The organism is Bacillus sp. LUNF1, assembly GCF_011008975.1.
Taxonomy (GTDB): Bacteria; Bacillota; Bacilli; order Bacillales; family Bacillaceae; genus Bacillus; species Bacillus velezensis.
In genome coordinates, this window is record NZ_CP048876.1 from 121,140 (window position 1) to 143,906 (window position 22,767).

A 22,767-nucleotide genomic window follows, 5' to 3' on the forward strand; every position below is an offset into this window, starting at 1 on the left:
CAAATGGCTTTAAATATCGAAGAAATCATTGCTTCCGTTAAAGAAGCAACTGTACTTGAACTGAACGACCTAGTAAAAGCAATCGAAGAAGAATTTGGCGTAACTGCTGCTGCTCCTGTAGCTGTAGCTGGCGGAGCTGCTGCTGGCGGCGCTGCTGAAGAGCAAAGCGAATTCGACCTTATCCTTGCTGGTGCAGGTTCTCAGAAAATCAAAGTTATCAAAGTTGTTCGTGAAATCACTGGTCTTGGCTTGAAAGAAGCTAAAGAACTTGTTGACAACACTCCAAAACCACTTAAAGAAGGTATTGCGAAAGAAGAAGCTGAAGAGCTTAAAGCTAAACTTGAAGAAGTTGGCGCTTCTGTAGAAGTTAAGTAATCTTCACTTGCCTGTAGGGGAAGCTCGCTTTTATGAGGCGGGCTTTTTCTTTGCTTTTCTTTAAGTGCCATTAAAAAAGGAGGTTCTAATAATGAGTGAACACTATTATTCAGAAAAACCTTCAGTTAAAAGCGATAAACAGACATGGTCATTTACACTGCGGAACAGATCTTATACATTCACAAGTGACAGCGGCGTTTTCTCGAAAAAGGAAGTTGATTTCGGTTCGCGCGTCTTAATTGAAGCGTTTGAAGAGCCGGAGATCGACGGTGACTTCCTGGATGCAGGCTGCGGTTACGGCCCGATCGGTCTGTCGCTCGCCGGTGCATTTACAGACCGGACCGTGCACATGATTGACGTGAATGAAAGAGCCGTAGAGCTGTCAAATGAAAATGCAGAAAAAAACGGAATAAAAAACGTTCGGATTTATCAGAGTGATTTATTTTCAAATATTGATTCTGCTCAAACATTTGCTTCTATTTTTACAAACCCCCCAATCCGCGCCGGAAAAAAAGTTGTCCATGCCATTTTTGAAAAAAGCGCTGAGCATTTAAGGGCTTCAGGTGAATTGTGGATCGTTATACAGAAAAAACAGGGCGGGCCTTCTGCCATTGAAAAACTGAAGGAGCTTTTTGACGAAGTTTCTGTGGTTCAAAAAAAGAAAGGCTATTATATCATAAAAGCAAAAAAAGTTTGACTTGAATTTTCAGCTATGTTAATATTGTAAAATGCCAATGTATATATTTTGCATGATATGCTGAAATAATCATAGTGCATGTATAAATTATACAAACATGGAAATGCTAATAAAATCGGTATTTGTTTTTGGATGTGGTTTTCTTAATTAGAAACCCTTTTTTCTTTTGTCTTGTAAAAGTATTTCTTTATCGTAAGAGATGCTTATTACACATATAATACGCATGATTTGAGGGGTGAATCAGTTGACAGGTCAACTAGTTCAGTATGGACGACACCGCCAGCGCAGAAGCTATGCTCGCATTAGCGAAGTGTTAGAATTACCAAATCTCATTGAAATTCAAACCTCTTCTTATCAGTGGTTTCTTGATGAGGGTCTTAGAGAGATGTTTCAAGACATATCACCAATTGAGGATTTCACTGGTAACCTCTCTCTAGAGTTCATTGACTACAGTTTAGGAGATCCTAAGTATCCCGTTGAAGAGTCAAAAGAACGTGATGTGACTTACTCAGCTCCGCTGAGAGTGAAGGTTCGTTTAATTAACAAAGAAACTGGAGAGGTAAAAGATCAGGATGTCTTCATGGGTGATTTCCCTATTATGACAGATACCGGTACTTTTATCATCAACGGTGCAGAACGTGTTATCGTATCTCAGCTTGTTCGGTCTCCAAGTGTATATTTCAGTGGTAAAGTAGACAAAAACGGTAAAAAAGGTTTTACCGCGACTGTCATTCCAAACCGTGGCGCATGGTTAGAATACGAAACTGATGCGAAAGATGTTGTGTATGTCCGCATTGATCGCACACGTAAGTTGCCGGTTACGGTTCTTTTGCGTGCTCTCGGCTTCGGTTCCGACCAAGAGATTCTCGATCTCATTGGTGAGAACGAATATCTCCGCAATACACTGGATAAGGACAACACTGAAAACAGTGACAAAGCGCTTCTTGAAATCTATGAGCGCCTTCGTCCCGGAGAGCCGCCTACAGTAGAAAATGCAAAAAGCTTGCTGGATTCCCGTTTCTTCGATCCGAAGCGATACGACCTTGCGAATGTAGGACGCTATAAAATTAATAAAAAGCTTCATATCAAGAACCGCCTGTTTAACCAGCGCCTTGCAGAAACACTGGTGGATCCGGAAACCGGTGAAATTCTCGCTGAAAAAGGGCAGATTCTTGACAGAAGAACACTTGATAAAGTATTGCCATACTTAGAAAATGGAATCGGCTTCAGAAAACTTTATCCTAACGGCGGCGTTGTCGAGGATGAAGTGATGCTTCAATCCATTAAAATCTATGCTCCTACCGATGCAGAAGGAGAGCAGACGATCAATGTGATCGGCAATGCTTACATCGAAGAAGCGATTAAAAACATTACGCCTGCTGATATTATTTCTTCTATCAGCTACTTCTTCAACCTCCTGCACGGAGTGGGCGACACTGATGATATCGACCATCTCGGAAACCGCCGTCTGCGTTCTGTAGGTGAGCTCCTGCAAAACCAATTCCGTATCGGTTTAAGCCGGATGGAACGTGTCGTACGTGAAAGAATGTCTATTCAAGACACAAATACAATTACGCCGCAGCAGCTGATTAACATCAGACCTGTTATTGCGTCTATTAAAGAGTTCTTCGGAAGCTCACAGCTTTCTCAATTCATGGATCAGACGAACCCGCTTGCTGAATTGACGCACAAACGCCGTCTGTCAGCTCTCGGACCGGGCGGTTTGACACGTGAGCGCGCAGGTATGGAAGTACGTGACGTTCACTACTCTCACTATGGCCGTATGTGCCCGATTGAAACGCCTGAGGGCCCGAACATCGGTTTGATCAACTCATTGTCATCATTTGCGAAAGTAAACCGCTTTGGTTTCATTGAGACGCCATACCGCCGCGTTGATCCTGAAACAGGAAAAGTAACGCCTAGAATCGACTACCTGACTGCTGATGAAGAGGATAACTATGTCGTAGCCCAAGCGAATGCTAAGCTGAGCGATGACGGTTCTTTCTTGGATGACAGCATCGTAGCGCGTTTCAGAGGGGAAAACACCGTTGTAGCCCGCAACCGCGTGGATTACATGGACGTTTCTCCTAAACAGGTTGTTTCTGCTGCGACAGCATGTATTCCGTTCTTGGAAAACGATGACTCTAACCGTGCTCTAATGGGAGCGAACATGCAGCGTCAGGCTGTGCCTTTGATGCAGCCGGAAGCTCCGATCGTCGGAACGGGTATGGAATACGTATCCGGTAAAGACTCCGGTGCAGCCGTTATTTGTAAACACCCTGGTATCGTTGAACGGGTGGAAGCGAAAAACGTATGGGTGCGCCGCTATGAAGAAATTGACGGCCAAAAAGTAAAAGGCAACCTGGATAAGTACAGCTTGCTGAAATTTGTCCGCTCCAACCAAGGTACGTGCTACAACCAGCGTCCGATCGTCAGTGTCGGCGATGAAGTAGTCAAAGGAGAAATCCTTGCTGACGGACCTTCAATGGAGCTTGGCGAACTTGCTCTCGGCCGCAACGTAATGGTCGGCTTCATGACATGGGATGGTTACAACTATGAGGATGCCATCATCATGAGTGAACGCCTTGTGAAAGATGATGTATACACATCTATTCACATTGAAGAATATGAATCAGAAGCACGTGATACAAAGCTTGGGCCTGAAGAGATCACCCGCGATATTCCAAACGTAGGGGAAGACGCGCTTCGCAATCTTGATGACCGCGGAATTATCCGTATCGGTGCGGAAGTCAACGACGGAGACCTTCTCGTAGGTAAAGTAACGCCTAAAGGTGTAACTGAGCTTACGGCTGAAGAACGCCTTCTGCATGCGATCTTTGGAGAAAAAGCGCGTGAAGTCCGTGATACTTCTCTCCGTGTGCCTCACGGCGGCGGCGGAATTATCCACGACGTAAAAGTCTTCAACCGTGAAGACGGCGACGAACTTCCTCCGGGAGTGAACCAGCTTGTACGCGTATATATCGTTCAGAAACGTAAGATTTCTGAAGGTGATAAAATGGCCGGACGTCACGGAAACAAAGGGGTTATCTCGAAGATTCTTCCTGAAGAAGATATGCCTTACCTTCCTGACGGCACGCCGATCGATATCATGCTTAACCCGCTGGGTGTACCATCACGTATGAATATCGGTCAGGTATTAGAACTTCACATGGGTATGGCTGCCCGCTACCTCGGCATTCACATCGCGTCACCTGTATTTGACGGCGCGCGTGAAGAAGATGTGTGGGAAACACTTGAAGAAGCAGGCATGTCAAGAGACGCTAAAACAGTTCTTTATGACGGCCGTACGGGAGAACCGTTTGACAACCGTGTATCTGTCGGAATCATGTACATGATCAAACTGGCGCACATGGTTGATGATAAACTTCATGCCCGTTCGACAGGTCCTTACTCACTTGTTACGCAGCAGCCTCTCGGCGGTAAAGCCCAATTCGGCGGACAGCGTTTCGGTGAGATGGAGGTTTGGGCGCTTGAAGCTTACGGCGCAGCTTACACGCTTCAAGAAATCCTGACTGTGAAGTCCGATGACGTGGTCGGACGTGTGAAAACATATGAAGCCATCGTCAAAGGCGACAATGTTCCAGAGCCTGGTGTTCCGGAATCATTCAAAGTATTGATCAAAGAGCTTCAAAGCTTAGGTATGGACGTAAAAATCCTTTCAGGCGATGAAGAAGAAATAGAAATGAGAGATCTAGAAGACGAGGAAGATGCGAAACAAGCTGACGGCCTTGCATTATCAGGTGATGAAGCGCCGGAAGAAACAGCATCTCCAGACGTTGAACGTGACGCAGTAACGAAAGAATAGTCTCTGATTGATAAAGGCAAGTGACATCGGTTAATCCGAAGATAAAAAGGGAGGTAGGCCCCTTGCTAGATGTGAACAATTTTGAGTATATGAACATCGGTCTTGCTTCACCGGATAAAATCCGTTCATGGTCTTTTGGTGAAGTGAAAAAGCCTGAAACGATAAACTATCGTACATTGAAACCTGAAAAGGACGGCCTGTTCTGCGAACGCATTTTCGGACCGACTAAGGACTGGGAATGTCATTGCGGCAAGTACAAGCGGGTTCGTTATAAAGGCGTAGTTTGTGACCGTTGCGGAGTTGAAGTAACGCGGGCTAAAGTCCGTCGTGAGAGAATGGGGCATATTGAACTGGCTGCCCCGGTTTCTCACATTTGGTATTTCAAAGGTATTCCGAGCCGTATGGGTCTTGTATTGGATATGTCACCGCGTGCGCTGGAAGAAGTTATTTACTTTGCTTCTTACGTCGTAACTGACCCGGCCAATACACCGCTCGAAAAGAAACAGCTTTTATCTGAAAAGGAATACCGTGCGTATCTGGATAAGTACGGAAACAAATTCCAAGCCTCTATGGGTGCGGAAGCCATTAATAAACTTCTGCAGGACATCGACCTGGTCAAAGAAGTTGATATGTTAAAAGAAGAGCTGAAGACTTCTCAGGGACAGCGCCGTACACGTGCGATCAAACGCCTTGAAGTGCTTGAAGCCTTCCGTAATTCAGGAAACAAGCCGTCTTGGATGATCCTCGACGTGCTTCCGGTTATTCCGCCTGAATTAAGACCGATGGTTCAGCTTGACGGCGGACGTTTCGCAACGTCTGACCTGAACGACCTTTACCGTCGTGTCATCAACCGTAATAACCGTTTAAAACGTCTGTTAGACCTCGGCGCGCCAAGCATCATCGTTCAGAACGAAAAACGTATGCTTCAGGAAGCAGTCGACGCTCTGATTGACAACGGACGCCGCGGCCGTCCGGTTACCGGACCGGGTAACCGTCCGCTTAAATCTCTTTCTCACATGCTGAAAGGGAAACAAGGGCGTTTCCGTCAGAACCTTCTCGGTAAACGTGTAGACTACTCAGGACGTTCCGTTATCGTCGTAGGTCCGCATCTGAAAATGTATCAGTGCGGTTTGCCGAAGGAAATGGCGCTTGAGCTCTTCAAGCCTTTCGTCATGAAAGAGCTTGTTGAAAAAGGCCTTGCTCACAATATCAAGAGCGCAAAACGCAAAATCGAACGCGTGCAGCCTGAAGTATGGGATGTACTTGAATCTGTCATTAAGGAGCATCCGGTCTTACTGAACCGTGCCCCTACTCTTCACAGATTAGGTATCCAGGCTTTCGAACCGACGCTTGTTGAAGGACGCGCCATCCGTCTTCACCCGTTAGTATGTACAGCTTATAACGCTGACTTTGACGGTGACCAAATGGCGGTTCACGTACCTTTATCAGCTGAGGCTCAAGCTGAGGCGCGCATTCTGATGCTTGCGGCCCAAAACATCTTGAACCCTAAAGATGGTAAACCGGTTGTTACGCCGTCTCAGGATATGGTATTAGGAAACTACTACCTGACGCTTGAGCGCGCCGGAGCAGTCGGCGAGGGTATGGTTTTCAAAAATACGGACGAAGCGCTTCTTGCTTATCAAAACGGTTATGTTCACCTTCATACGAGAGTAGCTGTTGCAGCGAACTCCCTTAAGAATGTGACATTTACTGAAGAACAGCGTTCAAAATTGTTAATTACAACTGTCGGTAAGCTCGTCTTCAATGAAATTCTTCCGGAATCATTCCCTTACATGAATGAACCAACGAAGAGCAACATTGAAGAGAAGACACCTGACCGTTTCTTCTTAGACAAAGGTGCTGACGTAAAAGCTGTGATTGCTGAGCAGCCGATCAACGCACCGTTTAAAAAAGGCATTCTCGGTAAAATCATCGCGGAAATCTTTAAACGATTCCATATCACGGAAACGTCTAAAATGCTTGACCGCATGAAAAACCTCGGTTTCAGATATTCAACGAAAGCCGGCATCACAGTAGGGGTTTCTGATATCGTCGTTCTCGATGATAAACAGGAAATCCTTGAAGAAGCACAAAGCAAAGTTGATAATGTCCTGAAACAGTTCAGACGCGGTTTAATCACCGAAGAAGAACGTTATGAAAGAGTCATTTCAATTTGGAGTTCAGCGAAAGATGTTATCCAAGGCAAACTGATGAAATCATTAGACGAAGTCAACCCGATCTACATGATGAGTGACTCAGGAGCCCGTGGTAACGCATCTAACTTTACACAGCTTGCGGGTATGCGCGGTCTGATGGCCAACCCGGCTGGACGAATCATTGAATTGCCGATTAAATCAAGTTTCCGTGAAGGTCTGACAGTATTGGAGTACTTTATCTCCACTCACGGTGCGCGTAAAGGTCTTGCCGATACCGCCCTGAAAACAGCTGACTCAGGTTACCTTACACGCCGTCTTGTTGATGTTGCGCAGGATGTTATCATTCGTGAAACAGATTGCGGAACAGACCGCGGTATTCTTGCAAAACCGCTCAAAGAAGGCACGGAAATCATCGAGCGTCTGGAAGAGCGTCTGATCGGACGTTTCGCCAGAAAACAGATCAAACATCCTGAAACGGGTGCTGTGCTCATTAACGAAAATGAATTGATCGATGAAGATAAAGCGCTGGAAATCGTTGAAGCCGGAATCGAAGAAGTGTGGATCCGTTCCGCGTTCACATGTAACACTCCTCATGGTGTATGTAAACGATGCTACGGACGTAACCTTGCAACCGGAACTGATGTTGAAGTCGGCGAAGCAGTAGGTATTATCGCCGCTCAATCTATCGGTGAGCCTGGAACACAGTTAACAATGCGTACGTTCCACACAGGCGGGGTTGCCGGAGACGATATCACACAAGGTCTTCCGCGTATCCAAGAGCTTTTCGAAGCGCGTAATCCGAAAGGTCAAGCGACGATTTCTGAAATTGACGGTACAATTGCCGAAATCAATGAAGTCCGCGACAAACAGCAGGAGATTGTTGTTCAGGGCGCTGTTGAGACACGTTCATACACGGCACCTTACAACTCACGCCTGAAAGTGGCTGAGGGTGATCAGATTACCCGCGGCCAAGTGCTGACAGAAGGTTCTATCGATCCGAAAGAACTTCTTAAAGTCACTGACCTGACAACGGTTCAGGAATATCTTCTGCATGAGGTTCAGAAGGTTTACCGTATGCAGGGGGTTGAAATCGGCGATAAACACGTAGAAGTAATGGTTCGCCAGATGCTTCGCAAAGTCCGTGTGATCGATGCCGGAGATACTGATGTTCTCCCTGGCACATTGCTTGATATTCACCAATTTACAGAAGCGAACAAAAAAGTGCTGCTTGAAGGCAATCGACCTGCTACAGGCCGTCCTGTCCTTCTCGGTATCACAAAAGCTTCACTCGAGACGGATTCATTCTTGTCTGCCGCATCATTCCAAGAAACAACACGCGTTCTTACAGATGCTGCGATTAAAGGCAAGCGCGATGAACTTCTCGGCCTGAAAGAGAATGTTATCATCGGTAAACTGGTTCCGGCCGGTACCGGTATGATGAATTACAGAAAAGTAAAACCTGTTTCAAACGTTCAGCCTTCGGAAGATATGGTTCCGGCTGAATAATAGAAACTGCTGCAGGAAAGGCTGTTTCGACAGCTTTTCCTCAGTATTACAATTATTCTGGCGGGGGACTGCACTAAAAAATGTCATACGTTGTTGACATCCGTCCCGCAGAGTGATAATATAACCAAGGTGCTCGAAATAAAACCTGTTACTTTGGAGGATATGTTTATGTCTTATGATAAAGTATCACAGGCCAAATCAATTATTATTGGTACGAAGCAAACAGTGAAAGCTCTAAAACGAGGTTCAGTGAAGGAAGTCGTCGTGGCAAAAGACGCGGATTCAGTTCTTACGGCTGGCGTTATCCAGCTTGCAAAGAACCAAAATACCGCTGTCTGTATGGTGGATTCCATGAAAAAGCTCGGCAAAGCCTGCGGAATTGAAGTGGGAGCAGCAGCTGTTGCCATTATGTTATAGCGTACTTTTTGTTTTTATATAAGATATCATTCTTGTGTAAAGACATTGTTTTTTGCCTAATGATGAACCACCTGGGTATGTGGGTTATAAAACGTAATGAAGGGAGGAACACAACATGCCTACAATTAATCAGCTAATTCGCAAGGGACGCGTGAGCAAAGTTGAAAACTCTAAGTCACCTGCATTAAACAAAGGATACAACAGCTTTAAAAAAGAGCACACTAACGTATCTTCTCCACAAAAACGCGGGGTATGTACTCGTGTGGGTACAATGACACCGAAAAAACCGAACTCAGCACTTCGTAAATATGCTCGTGTTCGTTTGACTAACGGAATCGAGGTTACTGCCTACATTCCTGGTATCGGTCACAACCTGCAAGAGCACAGCGTTGTACTGATCCGCGGCGGACGTGTAAAAGACTTACCGGGGGTACGCTACCACATCGTTCGTGGCGCGCTTGATACTGCCGGAGTTGAAAACCGTGCGCAAGGCCGTTCTAAATACGGTACGAAACGTCCTAAAGCAAAGTAATCAAATAAATCATTAAAACTATGAAGGGAGGATATTCAGATGCCACGTAAAGGTCCTGTAGCAAAAAGAGATGTTTTACCTGATCCGCTTTACAACTCTAAGCTGGTATCCCGCCTGATCAACAAAATGATGATCGACGGTAAAAAAGGTAAATCTCAAACAATCCTATACAAGTCATTCGATATCATTAAAGAACGCACTGGCAATGATGCAATGGAGGTTTTCGAACAAGCATTGAAAAACATCATGCCTGTACTTGAAGTAAAAGCACGCCGTGTAGGTGGAGCTAACTACCAAGTGCCTGTAGAAGTTCGTCCTGAACGCCGTACAACTCTTGGTCTTCGCTGGTTGGTTAACTATGCGCGTCTTCGCGGAGAAAAAACAATGGAAGAGCGCCTTGCTAACGAAATTCTTGATGCAGCTAACAACACTGGTGCTGCCGTTAAGAAACGTGAAGACACTCACAAGATGGCAGAAGCGAACAAAGCATTTGCTCACTACCGCTGGTAGGATTCATATAATCAAAATAATAATTCCCTAATAAGGAAGGAGAAATTACCCAATGGCAAGAGAGTTCTCCTTAGAAAAAACTCGTAATATCGGGATCATGGCTCACATCGATGCCGGTAAAACGACTACTACAGAACGGATCTTGTTCTACACAGGCCGTATCCACAAAATTGGCGAAACTCACGAAGGTGCTTCGCAAATGGACTGGATGGAGCAGGAACAAGAACGCGGTATCACAATCACTTCTGCAGCAACGACTGCACAGTGGAAAGGTTACCGTGTAAACATCATCGATACACCGGGACACGTAGACTTCACAGTTGAAGTTGAACGTTCACTCCGTGTACTTGATGGTGCGGTTGCCGTACTTGATGCTCAATCAGGTGTTGAGCCTCAGACAGAAACAGTATGGCGCCAAGCAACAACTTACGGAGTACCGCGTGTTGTATTTGTCAACAAAATGGACAAAATCGGTGCAGACTTCCTTTACTCTGTAGGCACTTTAAGAGACCGTCTTCAAGCTAACGCTCACGCAATTCAATTGCCGATCGGCGCTGAAGACAACTTCGAAGGTATCATCGACTTAGTAGAAAACGTTGCGTATTTCTACGAAGATGACCTTGGAACTCGTTCAGATGCGAAAGAAATCCCTGAAGAGTACAAAGAACAAGCTGAAGAGCTTCGCAGCAGCCTGATTGAAGCTGTAGCTGAGCTTGATGAAGAGCTTATGGAAAAGTACCTTGAAGGTGAAGAAATCACTATCCCTGAACTGAAAGCTGCTATCCGTAAAGGTACACTGAATGTTGAATTCTACCCTGTACTTGTTGGTTCTGCTTTCAAAAACAAAGGTGTTCAGCTAGTACTTGATGCTGTTCTTGACTACCTTCCTGCGCCAACTGATGTTGCTGCAATCAAAGGTGTACGTCCTGATACAGATGAAGAGATCGTTCGTCATTCTTCTGATGAAGAGCCATTCTCTGCACTTGCATTTAAAGTTATGACTGACCCTTATGTCGGTAAGCTGACATTCTTCCGCGTATATTCCGGTACACTTGATTCCGGTTCATATGTAAAGAACTCTACAAAAGGCAAGCGTGAGCGCGTAGGACGTATCCTTCAAATGCACGCTAACAGCCGTGAAGAGATCTCTACTGTTTACGCTGGAGACATCGCAGCTGCTGTAGGTCTAAAAGATACTTCTACTGGAGATACTCTATGTGATGAGAAGGATCTTGTAATCCTTGAATCAATGGAATTCCCAGAGCCTGTTATCGACGTAGCGATTGAGCCTAAATCAAAAGCTGACCAAGATAAAATGGGTATCGCTTTAGCGAAACTTGCTGAAGAAGATCCTACATTCCGTACACAAACAAACCCTGAAACGGGTCAAACAATCATCTCTGGTATGGGTGAGCTTCACCTTGATATCATTGTTGATCGTATGAAGCGTGAGTTCAAAGTTGAAGCTAACGTTGGTGCTCCTCAAGTTGCGTACCGTGAGACATTCCGTACCGGTGCAAAAGTTGAAGGTAAATTCGTACGTCAATCAGGCGGACGCGGTCAGTTCGGTCACGTTTGGATCGAATTTGAACCGAACGAAGAAGGCGCTGGCTTTGAATTCGAAAACGCAATCGTCGGTGGTGTTGTTCCTCGTGAATACATCCCAGCCGTACAAGCAGGTCTTGAAGACTCTCTTGAAAATGGTGTCCTAGCCGGATTCCCGCTAATCGACATCAAGGCGAAACTTTTTGATGGATCTTACCATGATGTTGACTCAAACGAAATGGCGTTTAAAGTCGCTGCTTCTATGGCATTGAAAAATGCAGTCAGCAAATGTAACCCAGTTCTTCTTGAACCAATCATGAAAGTTGAAGTTGTTATTCCTGAAGAATACATGGGAGACATCATGGGTGATGTTACTTCTCGTCGCGGACGCGTAGAAGGTATGGAAGCTCGCGGTAACGCTCAAGTTGTGCGTGCGATGGTACCTCTTGCTGAAATGTTCGGTTACGCTACTGCCCTTCGTTCTAACACGCAAGGACGCGGTACGTTCACAATGTTCATGGATCACTACGAAGAAGTGCCGAAGAGCATCGCTGAAGAAATTATCAAAAAAAATAAAGGCGAATAATTGATTTTGCCACTTAACTCAAGTATAACTACTATTGTAAGATGAGGAAGTGAGAGCTTGCTTTCACTTTCTATCACTCTATACATTACTAATTAAAAGCTCTTAAGGAGGATTTTAGAATGGCTAAAGAAAAATTCGACCGTTCCAAATCACATGCCAATATCGGTACAATTGGACACGTTGACCATGGTAAAACAACATTAACTGCTGCTATCTCAACAGTACTTCATAAGAAATCTGGTAAAGGTACAGCTATGGCGTACGATCAAATTGATGGTGCTCCAGAAGAACGTGAGCGCGGTATCACAATCTCTACTGCACACGTTGAGTACGAAACTGACACTCGTCACTATGCACACGTTGACTGCCCAGGACACGCTGACTATGTTAAAAACATGATCACTGGTGCTGCGCAAATGGACGGAGCTATCCTTGTAGTATCTGCTGCTGATGGCCCAATGCCACAAACTCGTGAGCACATCCTTCTTTCTAAAAACGTTGGTGTACCATACATCGTAGTATTCCTTAACAAATGCGACATGGTAGACGACGAAGAGCTTCTTGAGCTTGTTGAAATGGAAGTTCGCGATCTTCTTAGCGAATACGACTTCCCTGGTGATGATGTACCAGTTGTTAAAGGTTCTGCTCTTAAAGCTCTTGAAGGTGACGCTGAGTACGAAGAAAAAATTCTTGAACTTATGGCTGCAGTTGATGAGTACATCCCAACTCCAGAACGCGACACTGACAAACCATTCATGATGCCAGTTGAGGACGTATTCTCAATCACTGGTCGTGGTACAGTTGCTACTGGCCGTGTAGAACGCGGACAAGTTAAAGTCGGTGACGAAGTTGAAATCATCGGTCTTCAAGAAGAAAACAGCAAAACAACTGTTACAGGTGTTGAAATGTTCCGTAAGCTTCTTGACTATGCTGAAGCTGGAGACAACATCGGTGCACTTCTTCGCGGTGTAGCTCGTGAAGACATCCAACGTGGACAAGTACTTGCTAAACCAGGTACAATCACTCCACACAGCAAATTCAAAGCTGAAGTTTACGTTCTTTCTAAAGAAGAGGGTGGACGTCATACTCCATTCTTCTCTAACTACCGTCCTCAGTTCTACTTCCGTACAACTGACGTAACTGGTATCATCAATCTTCCAGAAGGCGTAGAAATGGTTATGCCTGGAGATAACACTGAAATGATCGTTGAACTTATCTCTACAATCGCTATCGAAGAAGGAACTCGTTTCTCTATTCGTGAAGGCGGACGTACAGTTGGTTCAGGCGTTGTTTCTACAATCACTGAGTAATCGACTCGTTCATTAATGCGGGGTCCCTTATGGGGCCTCGCTTTTTTGTTTCGCCGCTGATTCCATGTATAATAGAACGTATACAAATTTTAGGAGCAGAGCGATGAACGATAACTTCAAGAAAACCAATCGTATTTCAATGCTTCAGCAATTGCTGATTAATGGCAGTGAACAAACCATTATGATTAATGGTGATGACAGGAGTAATCCGCTGCTTTTGTTTTTGCACGGCGGTCCCGGCACGCCTCAAATCGGCTATGCGAGAAAATACCAGAATAAGCTGGAAAAGCATTTCACCGTTGTGAACTGGGATCAGAGAGGGGCGGGTCTCTCTTATTCAAAGGAAATTCCGGGTTCATCTATGACTTTAAATCAGCTGACAGCCGATACCATTCATTTGACCGAACACTTATGCAAGCAATTCAGCAGGCAAAAAATATATATCGCCGGCTATTCGTGGGGTTCAGTTCTGGCGCTTCATGTTCTTCAAGAGAGACCTGATTTGTATTATGCGTATATCGGTATCAGTCAGGTGGTTAATATTCAAAAGGAAGAAACGGAAGCTTACCGGCTGATGATGGAATGGAGCAGGCAACGGAAACATTTCCTGCTGGAAAAGACGCTGCGCTTTATCGGAGCGCCTCCATGGGAGAAACAGCTGCAGCGATCGTTATTTCTGCTTTGTATCGAGATGAGGGGAGGGGGCTTTACCCATCATCCGATCGGTGCTCTTAAAGCAGGGGGGCGAATGCTGTTTGGTGAACCGTACGGTGTGAGAGGGAGCTTCTTAGCCGCGCGGGGACAAATGTTCAGCCTGAAACACCTGTGGGAGGATCTCATTTTCTTTGATGCCGGGAAATCAGTTTCTTCTATTATAATACCGTGCTGTTTTATGTCAGGGAGATACGATTTGACGGTCCCGGGGACGACGTCTTATGAATATTATCAGAAGGTTGATGCGCCTTATAAAGAATGGCATTGGTTTGAGAACTCAGCCCATTCGCCTCACTTGGAGGAACCGGATCGCTTTGCCGAAGTTGTCAGCCGGTTCGCATCGTTCCATCTCTGAAAGAAAACAGGCATATCCTTGATTAATCATGGTATCACCTGTATAATAATCAAAGTGTGAAAACCACAAGGTTCTTTAAATAAACCTTGCAACATGCGTCTATTTTCTGTATAATAGTGTATGTTGGTCTTTGACTGCGATGAAGTGAGAGGTTGCTGACACACCCGGCCGCTTTGCCATGGCAAGGTGATCAGGTTTTTCTCACGGAGAACTGTCTAACGTGATGTAGGCGAAAAGGAGGGAAAATAATGGCAAAACAAAAAATTCGTATTCGTTTAAAAGCATATGATCATAGAATCCTTGATCAATCTGCAGAGAAGATTGTTGAAACGGCAAAACGTTCTGGTGCCAGCGTATCTGGTCCGATTCCGTTGCCAACTGAAAAATCAGTTTACACAATCCTTCGTGCGGTGCACAAATACAAAGATTCTCGTGAGCAATTTGAAATGCGTACACATAAACGTTTAATCGACATTGTGAACCCAACACCACAAACTGTTGATGCTCTCATGCGATTAGACTTACCATCTGGTGTCGATATCGAAATCAAACTTTAATTCTAAAATATAGAATGATCTTAATAGGAGGTGTGACGAATGACCAAAGGAATCTTAGGAAGAAAAATTGGTATGACGCAAGTATTCGCAGAGAACGGTGATCTTATCCCGGTAACTGTTATTGAAGCAGCTCCAAACGTTGTTCTTCAAAAGAAAACAGCTGAAAATGATGGCTATGAAGCGATCCAGCTTGGTTTTGACGATAAGCGTGAAAAGCTTTCAAACAAACCGGAAAAAGGACACGTTGCAAAAGCGGAAACTGCTCCTAAGCGCTTCGTTAAAGAATTACGCGGCGTGGATATGGATGCGTATGAAATTGGTCAGGAAGTCAAGGTTGAAATTTTCTCTGCAGGAGAAATCGTAGATGTAACAGGAGTATCTAAAGGTAAAGGTTTCCAAGGTGCAATCAAGCGCCACGGACAATCTCGCGGACCTATGTCTCACGGTTCACGCTACCACCGTCGTCCTGGTTCAATGGGACCTGTAGATCCTAACCGTGTATTCAAAGGTAAACTATTACCTGGACGCATGGGCGGAGATCAAATCACTGTCCAAAACCTTGAAATCGTAAAAGTAGATGCTGAGCGCAATCTTCTTTTGATTAAAGGTAACGTACCTGGTGCGAGAAAAACTTTAATCACTGTTAAAAGTGCTGTTAAATCTAAATAAGTCTCTTAGGAAAGGAGGAAATTGATCATGCCAAAAGTAGCATTATACAACCAAAACGGTTCTACTGCTGGTGATATCGAATTAAACGCGTCTGTATTTGGAATTGAGCCAAATGAGAGCGTAGTATTCGACGCTATTCTTATGCAAAGAGCTTCCTTACGTCAAGGATCTCACAAAGTAAAAAATCGTTCTGAAGTACGCGGCGGAGGTCGCAAACCATGGCGTCAAAAAGGTACAGGTCGTGCCCGTCAAGGTTCAATCCGTTCACCGCAATGGCGCGGAGGTGGTGTCGTATTCGGCCCAACACCACGCAGCTATTCTTACAAATTACCTAAAAAAGTTCGCCGCTTGGCAATCAAATCAGTATTGTCTTCTAAAGTGAACGACAACAACATTATTGTTCTTGAAGATCTTACTCTTGATACGGTTAAAACAAAAGAAATGGCAGCTATCCTTAAAGGATTATCTGTTGAGAAAAAAGCTTTAATCGTAACTGCGGATGCAAACGAAGCAGTATCTCTTTCTGCACGCAACATCCCTGGAGTTACAGTTGTTCAAGCTAACGGAATCAACGTGTTAGACGTTGTCAACCACGAGAAGCTTCTGATTACAAAAGCTGCGGTTGAAAAAGTAGAGGAGGTGCTTGCATAATGAAAGATCCTCGTGATGTTCTTAAGCGCCCCGTCATTACTGAACGTTCTGCTGATTTAATGACTGAAAAAAAATATACTTTTGAAGTTGATGTAAGAGCTAATAAAACAGAAGTGAAAGATGCAGTTGAAAGTATCTTTGGAGTGAAAGTTGACAAAGTCAACATCATGAACTACAAAGGGAAATCAAAACGTGTCGGCCGCTACACTGGTATGACTAGCCGTCGCAGAAAAGCGATCGTAAAACTTACTGCAGACAGCAAAGAAATCGAAATTTTTGAAGCTTAATTATCTGTAAAAAGAAGGAGGGAAATTCAAAATGGCGATTAAAAAGTATAAACCGACCTCTAACGGACGTCGTGGCATGACAACTTCAGATTTTGCTGAAATCACGACTGACCAGCCGGAAAAATCCTTGCTTGCTCCCCTTCACAAAAAAGGCGGACGTAACAACCAAGGTAAATTGACTGTACGTCACCAAGGTGGCGGACACAAACGCCAATACCGTGTTATCGACTTCAAACGCGATAAAGATGGTATACCTGGACGCGTTGCTACAGTTGAGTACGATCCAAACCGTTCAGCTAACATTGCACTAATCAACTATGTAGACGGAGAAAAACGTTACATTCTTGCACCAAAAGGAATTCAAGTAGGTACTGAAATCATGTCCGGCCCTGAAGCTGACATCAAAGTAGGTAACGCACTTCCGCTTATCAACATCCCTGTTGGTACAGTTGTGCATAACATTGAATTAAAACCTGGTAAAGGCGGACAGCTTGTACGTTCAGCTGGTACATCTGCTCAGGTTCTTGGTAAAGAAGGCAAATACGTTCTTGTACGTCTTAACTCTGGTGAAGTTCGCATGATCCTTTCTGCTTGCCGCGCTTCTATCGGTCAAGTAGGTAACGAGCAGCACGAACTTATCAACGTTGGTAAAGCAGGACGCTCTCGCTGGAAAGGCATTCGCCCTACAGTCCGCGGTTCTGTAATGAACCCTAACGATCACCCGCACGGTGGTGGTGAAGGTCGCGCGCCAATCGGACGTAAATCACCAATGTCTCCTTGGGGCAAACCGACTCTTGGATTCAAGACACGTAAGAAAAAGAACAAATCTGATAAATTTATCGTACGTCGTCGTAAAAATAAATAACGGGGTTGTCTACGGTTCATTTCGGACCGTAGTGCAATCACGAAGGGAGGTTCCAAAATGGCTCGCAGCTTGAAAAAAGGACCATTTGTCGATGGACACTTGATGACAAAAATCGAGAAATTAAATGAAACGGACAAGAAACAAGTTGTAAAAACTTGGTCTCGCCGTTCAACTATTTTCCCACAATTTATCGGTCACACTATCGCAGTATATGACGGACGTAAACACGTGCCTGTATTCATTTCTGAAGACATGGTAGGCCACAAGTTGGGCGAATTCGCACCGACTCGTACTTACAAAGGCCACGCCAGTGACGATAAAAAAACAAGACGCTAAGAGAGGAGGCTTTTAAATGCAAGCTAAAGCTGTTGCAAGAACAGTCCGTATTGCTCCTCGTAAAGCACGTCTAGTAATGGACCTGATTCGAGGTAAGCAAGTAGGCGAAGCAGTATCTATCCTGAACTTAACTCCGAGAGCTGCTTCTCCGATCATCGAAAAAGTTTTAAAATCTGCTATCGCAAATGCTGAGCACAACTACGAGATGGACGCTAACAATCTGGTTATTTCTCAGGCATTTGTTGACGAAGGCCCAACGTTAAAAAGATTCCGCCCGCGTGCTATGGGACGTGCGAGCCAAATCAACAAACGTACGAGCCACATTACAATCGTTGTATCAGAAAAGAAGGAGGGATAAGTAGTGGGTCAAAAGGTAAATCCAGTCGGTCTTCGTATCGGAGTCATTCGTGATTGGGAATCTAAGTGGTACGCTGGTAAAGATTACGCTGACTTCCTGCACGAAGATTTAAAAATTCGTGAATTCATTAGCAAACGCCTTTCTGACGCTTCTGTTTCTAAAGTAGAAATCGAGCGCGCAGCAAACCGCGTTAACATTACGATCCACACTGCTAAGCCTGGTATGGTAATCGGTAAAGGCGGATCTGAAGTTGAAGCACTTCGTAAAGCCCTTAACAGCCTTACTGGCAAGCGTGTACACATTAACATTCTTGAAATCAAAAGAGCAGATCTTGATGCTCAGCTTGTAGCTGACAACATCGCTCGTCAACTAGAAAACCGTATTTCTTTCCGCCGTGCGCAGAAACAACAAATCCAACGCACTATGCGTGCTGGAGCACAAGGTGTGAAAACAATGGTTTCCGGTCGTCTTGGCGGAGCTGACATTGCTCGTTCTGAATACTACAGTGAAGGAACTGTTCCATTGCACACTTTACGTGCTGACATCGACTATGCAACATCTGAAGCTGACACAACTTACGGTAAGCTTGGTGTAAAAGTCTGGATCTATCGTGGAGAGGTTCTTCCTACTAAGAAGAAAACTGAGGAAGGAGGAAAATAATATGTTATTACCAAAACGCGTTAAATATCGCAGAGAGCATCGCGGAAAAATGCGCGGTCGCGCTAAAGGCGGTACTGAAGTACATTTTGGTGAGTACGGTATCCAGGCTCTTGAAGCTTCTTGGATCACGAACCGCCAAATCGAAGCTGCACGTATTGCGATGACTCGTTACATGAAACGTGGCGGTAAAGTTTGGATTAAAATTTTCCCTTCAAAACCTTACACTGCTAAACCGCTTGAGGTACGGATGGGTTCCGGTAAAGGGGCTCCTGAAGGCTGGGTAGCTGTTGTAAAACCGGGCAAAGTTTTATTTGAGATTTCTGGTGTGTCTGAAGAGGTAGCTCGTGAAGCTCTTCGTCTTGCATCTCACAAATTGCCAATTAAAACGAAGTTCGTAAAACGTGAAGAAATTGGTGGTGAATCAAATGAAAGCTAATGAAATTCGTGACCTTACCACTGCTGAAATTGAACAAAAAGTAAAGTCTCTTAAAGAAGAACTTTTCAATCTTCGCTTTCAATTAGCGACAGGACAACTTGAAAATACTGCTCGCATTCGTGAAGTGCGCAAAGCTATCGCGCGCATGAAAACTGTGATTCGTGAAAGAGAAATTGCTGCCAACAAATAATCACTGAGGGGAGGTCGTGAGCATGAGCGAACGTAACCAACGCAAAGTTTACCAAGGCCGTGTTGTTTCTGACAAAATGGATAAAACCATCACTGTTGTTGTTGAAACATACAAAAAGGATCCTATTTACGGTAAACGCGTAAAATACTCGAAGAAATTCAAAGCACATGATGAAAATAACCAAGCTAAAATCGGAGACATCGTAAAGATCATGGAAACTCGTCCATTATCTGCAACTAAGCGTTTTCGTCTAGTAGAAGTTGTCGAAGAAGCTGTTATTATCTAATAAAGTTCGGAATTCTTTTTCCGAAGGGAGGTAACAAATAATGATTCAACAAGAGACTCGTTTAAAAGTTGCTGACAACTCCGGTGCGCGTGAGGTACTTACTATTAAAGTTCTTGGCGGTTCTGGACGTAAAACGGCTAACATTGGTGATGTAATTGTTTGCACGGTTAAACAAGCAACACCAGGAGGCGTTGTCAAAAAAGGTGAAGTCGTAAGAGCTGTTATCGTTCGCACAAAAAGCGGAGCACGCAGAACTGACGGATCATACATCAGCTTCGATGAGAATGCATGTGTTATCATCCGTGACGACAAGAGCCCGCGTGGAACTCGTATCTTCGGACCGGTTGCCCGTGAATTACGTGAAAACAACTTCATGAAAATTGTTTCTCTGGCTCCAGAAGTTATCTAATGAAATAAATGCCTTACTCAAGGAGGTGCGATCAGGATGCATGTGAAAAAAGGCGATAAAGTAATGGTTATCTCTGGTAAAGATAAAGGCAAACAAGGTACAATCCTTGCTGCTTTCCCTAAAAAGGACCGCGTTCTAGTTGAGGGTGTAAACATGGTGAAGAAGCACTCTAAACCAACTCAAGCAAACCCTCAAGGCGGTATTTCTAATCAAGAGGCGCCAATTCATGTATCAAACGTTATGCCGCTCGATCCTAAAACAGGTGAAGTGACTCGCGTAGGATACAAAGTGGAAGATGGCAAAAAAGTTCGTGTTGCAAAAAAATCTGGGCAAGTCTTAGATAAATAGTATTTAAAGGAAGGGAGGTCTATCTCATGAACCGCCTTAAAGAAAAGTACAATAAAGAAATTTCACCTGCTTTAATGACGAAGTTCAACTACGACTCTGTTATGCAGGTGCCAAAAATCGAAAAAATCGTAATCAACATGGGTGTTGGTGATGCTGTTCAAAACGCGAAAGCAATCGACAGTGCTGTTGAAGAATTAACGTTTATCGCAGGTCAAAAACCTGTCGTTACTCGTGCGAAGAAATCAATTGCTGGATTCCGTCTTCGTGAGGGAATGCCTATCGGTGCGAAAGTAACTCTTCGCGGAGAGCGCATGTATGATTTCCTTGATAAACTTATTTCTGTATCTTTACCGCGTGTACGTGACTTCCGCGGGATTTCTAAGAAATCTTTCGACGGTCGCGGAAACTACACTCTTGGTATCAAAGAACAGTTAATCTTCCCTGAAATTGACTACGATAAAGTAACAAAGGTTCGCGGAATGGACATCGTTATTGTAACGACTGCTAACTCTGACGAAGAGGCTCGTGAGCTATTAACTCAAGTAGGTATGCCGTTCCAGAAATAATCAATGAAAGGGAGGCGAAATCGTGGCTAAAAAGTCAATGATTGCGAAACAACAACGTACACCAAAGTTTAAAGTGCAAGAGTACACTCGCTGTGAACGCTGCGGACGTCCGCACTCAGTCATTCGTAAATTTAAACTTTGCCGTATTTGTTTCCGTGAGCTTGCATATAAAGGACAAATTCCTGGCGTGAAAAAAGCCAGCTGGTAATCCCCAAGAATGGGAAGGAGGTAATTATATAATGGTTATGACAGATCCAATTGCAGATATGCTGACTCGTATTCGCAATGCAAACATGGTACGTCATGAGAAGCTTGAAATTCCTGCTTCTAAATTGAAAAGAGAAATTGCTGACATTTTAAAGCGTGAAGGTTTCATTCGTGACGTTGAGTTCGTAGAAGACAGCAAACAAGGTATCATCCGCGTTTTCTTGAAATACGGACAAAACAACGAGCGCGTTATCACTGGTCTTAAAAGAATCAGCAAACCAGGTTTGCGTGTATACGCTAAATCAAATGAAGTACCTCGCGTACTTAACGGTCTTGGAATCGCGATTATTTCTACATCACAAGGTGTTTTAACGGACAAAGAAGCCCGTGCAAAACAAGCTGGTGGAGAAGTTCTAGCATACGTTTGGTAAGAAGTTTAACAAGAATGGAGGTGTTTTAGTATGTCTCGTGTAGGAAAAAAACTGCTTGAGATCCCTTCTGGAGTTACAGTAACGCTGAACGAAGGCAACACTGTAGCTGTAAAAGGACCAAAAGGAGAATTAACTCGTACTTTCCATCCTGATATGGAAATCAAAATTGAGGACAACGTGCTTACAGTTACTCGTCCTTCTGATCACAAAGAGCACCGTGCGCTGCATGGTACGACTCGCAGTCTGCTTGGAAACATGGTTGAAGGCGTATCTAAAGGATTTGAAAGAGGTTTGGAATTAGTCGGTGTCGGTTATCGTGCGGCTAAATCCGGAAACAAACTTGTTTTAAACGTTGGATACTCTCATCCTGTTGAGATTGTTCCTGAAGAGGGCATCGAAATCGAAGTTCCTTCTCAAACTAAAGTAGTTGTAAAAGGTACAGACAAAGAGCGTGTAGGAGCTATCGCTGCTAACATCCGCGCTGTACGTTCTCCAGAGCCTTACAAAGGTAAAGGAATCCGCTACGAAGGTGAAGTTGTTCGCCGTAAAGAAGGTAAATCTGCTAAGTAAGACCGCTTAAAGTGAAGAAAGGAGTGACCTAAGGATGATTACGAAAACTAGCAAAAATGCTGCTCGTCAAAAAAGACATGCCCGTGTTCGTGCTAAACTTTCAGGCACAGCTGAAAGACCTCGTCTGAATGTGTTCCGTTCAAACAAACACATTTATGCTCAAATCATCGATGATGTAAATGGCGTTACACTTGCTAGTGCCTCTACTCTCGATAAAGATTTGAACGTGGAAAGCACTGGTGACAGCGCTGCTGCTGCTAAAGTCGGTGAACTCGTTGCGAAACGCGCTTCTGAGAAAGGTGTTTCTGACGTAGTATTTGACCGCGGCGGATACTTATACCATGGACGTGTAAAAGCTCTGGCCGATGCAGCTCGTGAAGCCGGACTGAAATTTTAATAAAAAAAGGAGGGA

General features: G+C 44.4%; 28 protein-coding genes. All 28 read left to right on the plus strand.

What is annotated here, in order from left to right; all coding sequences use genetic code 11:
- Nucleotides 1–3 precede the first annotated feature (3 nt).
- The 28 genes from rplL to rplR all read left to right on the plus strand — a co-directional run bounded on the left by rplL (nucleotide 4) and on the right by rplR (nucleotide 22,752).
- Entirely contained in the window at nucleotides 4–375 is a 372-nt protein-coding gene (gene rplL, locus G4O42_RS00675; RefSeq protein WP_003156436.1) for a 50S ribosomal protein L7/L12, read from the plus strand.
- Between the two features lie 91 nt (nucleotides 376–466).
- A complete protein-coding gene (locus tag G4O42_RS00680; protein ID WP_029325705.1) occupies nucleotides 467–1,072 on the plus strand; it encodes a class I SAM-dependent methyltransferase in 606 nt (201 codons plus the stop codon).
- A gap of 244 nt (nucleotides 1,073–1,316) precedes the next feature.
- Entirely contained in the window at nucleotides 1,317–4,898 is a 3,582-nt protein-coding gene (gene rpoB / locus G4O42_RS00685; protein WP_003156440.1) for a DNA-directed RNA polymerase subunit beta, read from the plus strand.
- A gap of 62 nt (nucleotides 4,899–4,960) precedes the next feature.
- A complete protein-coding gene (rpoC, locus tag G4O42_RS00690; RefSeq protein WP_007410398.1) occupies nucleotides 4,961–8,560 on the plus strand; it encodes a DNA-directed RNA polymerase subunit beta' in 3,600 nt (1,199 codons plus the stop codon).
- Nucleotides 8,561–8,728: 168 nt separating this feature from the next.
- Entirely contained in the window at nucleotides 8,729–8,977 is a 249-nt protein-coding gene (locus tag G4O42_RS00695; RefSeq protein WP_003156443.1) for a 50S ribosomal protein L7ae-like protein, read from the plus strand.
- A 115-nt stretch (nucleotides 8,978–9,092) separates the two neighbouring features.
- The gene (rpsL, locus tag G4O42_RS00700) at nucleotides 9,093–9,509 is read left to right on the plus strand and encodes a 30S ribosomal protein S12 (RefSeq protein ID WP_003156445.1); all 417 of its coding nucleotides are present in this window, start codon (nucleotides 9,093–9,095) and stop codon (nucleotides 9,507–9,509) included.
- Between the two features lie 39 nt (nucleotides 9,510–9,548).
- Complete coding sequence (gene rpsG / locus G4O42_RS00705) at nucleotides 9,549–10,019, plus strand: 30S ribosomal protein S7 (protein ID WP_003156447.1); 471 nt, start codon at nucleotides 9,549–9,551, stop codon at nucleotides 10,017–10,019.
- Nucleotides 10,020–10,071: 52 nt separating this feature from the next.
- Nucleotides 10,072–12,150 carry an elongation factor G gene (gene fusA / locus G4O42_RS00710; RefSeq protein WP_007410399.1) on the plus strand — a complete coding sequence of 693 codons (2,079 nt, stop codon included), beginning with the start codon at nucleotides 10,072–10,074 and terminating at the stop codon, nucleotides 12,148–12,150.
- A gap of 119 nt (nucleotides 12,151–12,269) precedes the next feature.
- On the plus strand, nucleotides 12,270–13,460 hold the full coding sequence (tuf, locus tag G4O42_RS00715) for an elongation factor Tu (protein ID WP_007410400.1): 1,191 nt from the start codon (nucleotides 12,270–12,272) through the stop codon (nucleotides 13,458–13,460).
- A gap of 103 nt (nucleotides 13,461–13,563) precedes the next feature.
- Nucleotides 13,564–14,529 (plus strand): alpha/beta fold hydrolase, encoded by a 966-nt coding sequence (locus G4O42_RS00720; RefSeq protein WP_032872233.1) that lies wholly within the window; start codon nucleotides 13,564–13,566, stop codon nucleotides 14,527–14,529.
- A 248-nt stretch (nucleotides 14,530–14,777) separates the two neighbouring features.
- Entirely contained in the window at nucleotides 14,778–15,086 is a 309-nt protein-coding gene (gene rpsJ / locus G4O42_RS00725) for a 30S ribosomal protein S10 (RefSeq protein WP_003156464.1), read from the plus strand.
- 39 nt (nucleotides 15,087–15,125) lie between these two features.
- Nucleotides 15,126–15,755: a 50S ribosomal protein L3 gene (gene rplC, locus G4O42_RS00730; RefSeq protein WP_007410402.1), complete on the plus strand. Its 630-nt coding sequence runs from the start codon at nucleotides 15,126–15,128 to the stop codon at nucleotides 15,753–15,755.
- Between the two features lie 27 nt (nucleotides 15,756–15,782).
- On the plus strand, nucleotides 15,783–16,406 hold the full coding sequence (gene rplD / locus G4O42_RS00735) for a 50S ribosomal protein L4 (protein ID WP_007615239.1): 624 nt from the start codon (nucleotides 15,783–15,785) through the stop codon (nucleotides 16,404–16,406).
- Complete coding sequence (rplW, locus tag G4O42_RS00740) at nucleotides 16,406–16,693, plus strand: 50S ribosomal protein L23 (protein WP_003156467.1); 288 nt, start codon at nucleotides 16,406–16,408, stop codon at nucleotides 16,691–16,693. The genes rplD and rplW overlap by 1 nt, the downstream gene beginning before the upstream one ends.
- Before the next feature lie 31 nt (nucleotides 16,694–16,724).
- Nucleotides 16,725–17,558 (plus strand): 50S ribosomal protein L2, encoded by an 834-nt coding sequence (gene rplB, locus G4O42_RS00745; RefSeq protein WP_003156470.1) that lies wholly within the window; start codon nucleotides 16,725–16,727, stop codon nucleotides 17,556–17,558.
- A gap of 57 nt (nucleotides 17,559–17,615) precedes the next feature.
- Complete coding sequence (rpsS, locus tag G4O42_RS00750; RefSeq protein WP_003156472.1) at nucleotides 17,616–17,894, plus strand: 30S ribosomal protein S19; 279 nt, start codon at nucleotides 17,616–17,618, stop codon at nucleotides 17,892–17,894.
- Between the two features lie 16 nt (nucleotides 17,895–17,910).
- A complete protein-coding gene (gene rplV / locus G4O42_RS00755; RefSeq protein WP_003156475.1) occupies nucleotides 17,911–18,252 on the plus strand; it encodes a 50S ribosomal protein L22 in 342 nt (113 codons plus the stop codon).
- Nucleotides 18,253–18,255: 3 nt separating this feature from the next.
- Nucleotides 18,256–18,912: a 30S ribosomal protein S3 gene (gene rpsC, locus G4O42_RS00760; RefSeq protein ID WP_003156476.1), complete on the plus strand. Its 657-nt coding sequence runs from the start codon at nucleotides 18,256–18,258 to the stop codon at nucleotides 18,910–18,912.
- Between the two features lies 1 nt (nucleotide 18,913).
- Nucleotides 18,914–19,348: a 50S ribosomal protein L16 gene (gene rplP, locus G4O42_RS00765; RefSeq protein WP_003156478.1), complete on the plus strand. Its 435-nt coding sequence runs from the start codon at nucleotides 18,914–18,916 to the stop codon at nucleotides 19,346–19,348.
- Nucleotides 19,338–19,538 carry a 50S ribosomal protein L29 gene (gene rpmC, locus G4O42_RS00770; protein ID WP_003156482.1) on the plus strand — a complete coding sequence of 67 codons (201 nt, stop codon included), beginning with the start codon at nucleotides 19,338–19,340 and terminating at the stop codon, nucleotides 19,536–19,538. The genes rplP and rpmC overlap by 11 nt, the downstream gene beginning before the upstream one ends.
- 22 nt (nucleotides 19,539–19,560) lie before the next feature.
- Entirely contained in the window at nucleotides 19,561–19,824 is a 264-nt protein-coding gene (gene rpsQ / locus G4O42_RS00775; protein WP_003156484.1) for a 30S ribosomal protein S17, read from the plus strand.
- Between the two features lie 40 nt (nucleotides 19,825–19,864).
- Entirely contained in the window at nucleotides 19,865–20,233 is a 369-nt protein-coding gene (gene rplN, locus G4O42_RS00780) for a 50S ribosomal protein L14 (protein WP_007410404.1), read from the plus strand.
- 36 nt (nucleotides 20,234–20,269) lie between these two features.
- A complete protein-coding gene (gene rplX / locus G4O42_RS00785) occupies nucleotides 20,270–20,581 on the plus strand; it encodes a 50S ribosomal protein L24 (RefSeq protein WP_003156486.1) in 312 nt (103 codons plus the stop codon).
- Between the two features lie 26 nt (nucleotides 20,582–20,607).
- The gene (gene rplE, locus G4O42_RS00790) at nucleotides 20,608–21,147 is read left to right on the plus strand and encodes a 50S ribosomal protein L5 (protein WP_003156487.1); all 540 of its coding nucleotides are present in this window, start codon (nucleotides 20,608–20,610) and stop codon (nucleotides 21,145–21,147) included.
- A 22-nt stretch (nucleotides 21,148–21,169) separates the two neighbouring features.
- Nucleotides 21,170–21,355: a 30S ribosomal protein S14 gene (gene rpsN / locus G4O42_RS00795; RefSeq protein ID WP_003156488.1), complete on the plus strand. Its 186-nt coding sequence runs from the start codon at nucleotides 21,170–21,172 to the stop codon at nucleotides 21,353–21,355.
- Nucleotides 21,356–21,386: 31 nt separating this feature from the next.
- Nucleotides 21,387–21,785: a 30S ribosomal protein S8 gene (gene rpsH, locus G4O42_RS00800; protein WP_003156489.1), complete on the plus strand. Its 399-nt coding sequence runs from the start codon at nucleotides 21,387–21,389 to the stop codon at nucleotides 21,783–21,785.
- 30 nt (nucleotides 21,786–21,815) lie between these two features.
- Nucleotides 21,816–22,355: a 50S ribosomal protein L6 gene (gene rplF / locus G4O42_RS00805; protein WP_003156490.1), complete on the plus strand. Its 540-nt coding sequence runs from the start codon at nucleotides 21,816–21,818 to the stop codon at nucleotides 22,353–22,355.
- A gap of 34 nt (nucleotides 22,356–22,389) precedes the next feature.
- Nucleotides 22,390–22,752: a 50S ribosomal protein L18 gene (gene rplR, locus G4O42_RS00810; RefSeq protein ID WP_003156492.1), complete on the plus strand. Its 363-nt coding sequence runs from the start codon at nucleotides 22,390–22,392 to the stop codon at nucleotides 22,750–22,752.
- Nucleotides 22,753–22,767: the final 15 nt, after the last annotated feature.

Bases quoted from the DNA above. Each gene is read 5' to 3' on its own strand.
- rplL (WP_003156436.1), top strand. From the start codon at position 4: ATGGCTTTAAATATCGAAGAAATCATTGCTTCCGTTAAAGAAGCAACT.
- G4O42_RS00680 (WP_029325705.1), top strand. From the start codon at position 467: ATGAGTGAACACTATTATTCAGAAAAACCTTCAGTTAAAAGCGATAAA.
- G4O42_RS00695 (WP_003156443.1), top strand. From the start codon at position 8,729: ATGTCTTATGATAAAGTATCACAGGCCAAATCAATTATTATTGGTACG.
- rpsL (WP_003156445.1), top strand. From the start codon at position 9,093: ATGCCTACAATTAATCAGCTAATTCGCAAGGGACGCGTGAGCAAAGTT.
- rpsG (WP_003156447.1), top strand. From the start codon at position 9,549: ATGCCACGTAAAGGTCCTGTAGCAAAAAGAGATGTTTTACCTGATCCG.
- fusA (WP_007410399.1), top strand. From the start codon at position 10,072: ATGGCAAGAGAGTTCTCCTTAGAAAAAACTCGTAATATCGGGATCATG.
- tuf (WP_007410400.1), top strand. From the start codon at position 12,270: ATGGCTAAAGAAAAATTCGACCGTTCCAAATCACATGCCAATATCGGT.
- G4O42_RS00720 (WP_032872233.1), top strand. From the start codon at position 13,564: ATGAACGATAACTTCAAGAAAACCAATCGTATTTCAATGCTTCAGCAA.
- rpsJ (WP_003156464.1), top strand. From the start codon at position 14,778: ATGGCAAAACAAAAAATTCGTATTCGTTTAAAAGCATATGATCATAGA.
- rplC (WP_007410402.1), top strand. From the start codon at position 15,126: ATGACCAAAGGAATCTTAGGAAGAAAAATTGGTATGACGCAAGTATTC.
- rplD (WP_007615239.1), top strand. From the start codon at position 15,783: ATGCCAAAAGTAGCATTATACAACCAAAACGGTTCTACTGCTGGTGAT.
- rplW (WP_003156467.1), top strand. From the start codon at position 16,406: ATGAAAGATCCTCGTGATGTTCTTAAGCGCCCCGTCATTACTGAACGT.
- rplB (WP_003156470.1), top strand. From the start codon at position 16,725: ATGGCGATTAAAAAGTATAAACCGACCTCTAACGGACGTCGTGGCATG.
- rpsS (WP_003156472.1), top strand. From the start codon at position 17,616: ATGGCTCGCAGCTTGAAAAAAGGACCATTTGTCGATGGACACTTGATG.
- rplV (WP_003156475.1), top strand. From the start codon at position 17,911: ATGCAAGCTAAAGCTGTTGCAAGAACAGTCCGTATTGCTCCTCGTAAA.
- rplP (WP_003156478.1), top strand. From the start codon at position 18,914: ATGTTATTACCAAAACGCGTTAAATATCGCAGAGAGCATCGCGGAAAA.
- rpmC (WP_003156482.1), top strand. From the start codon at position 19,338: ATGAAAGCTAATGAAATTCGTGACCTTACCACTGCTGAAATTGAACAA.
- rpsQ (WP_003156484.1), top strand. From the start codon at position 19,561: ATGAGCGAACGTAACCAACGCAAAGTTTACCAAGGCCGTGTTGTTTCT.
- rplN (WP_007410404.1), top strand. From the start codon at position 19,865: ATGATTCAACAAGAGACTCGTTTAAAAGTTGCTGACAACTCCGGTGCG.
- rplX (WP_003156486.1), top strand. From the start codon at position 20,270: ATGCATGTGAAAAAAGGCGATAAAGTAATGGTTATCTCTGGTAAAGAT.
- rplE (WP_003156487.1), top strand. From the start codon at position 20,608: ATGAACCGCCTTAAAGAAAAGTACAATAAAGAAATTTCACCTGCTTTA.
- rpsH (WP_003156489.1), top strand. From the start codon at position 21,387: ATGGTTATGACAGATCCAATTGCAGATATGCTGACTCGTATTCGCAAT.
- rplF (WP_003156490.1), top strand. From the start codon at position 21,816: ATGTCTCGTGTAGGAAAAAAACTGCTTGAGATCCCTTCTGGAGTTACA.
- rplR (WP_003156492.1), top strand. From the start codon at position 22,390: ATGATTACGAAAACTAGCAAAAATGCTGCTCGTCAAAAAAGACATGCC.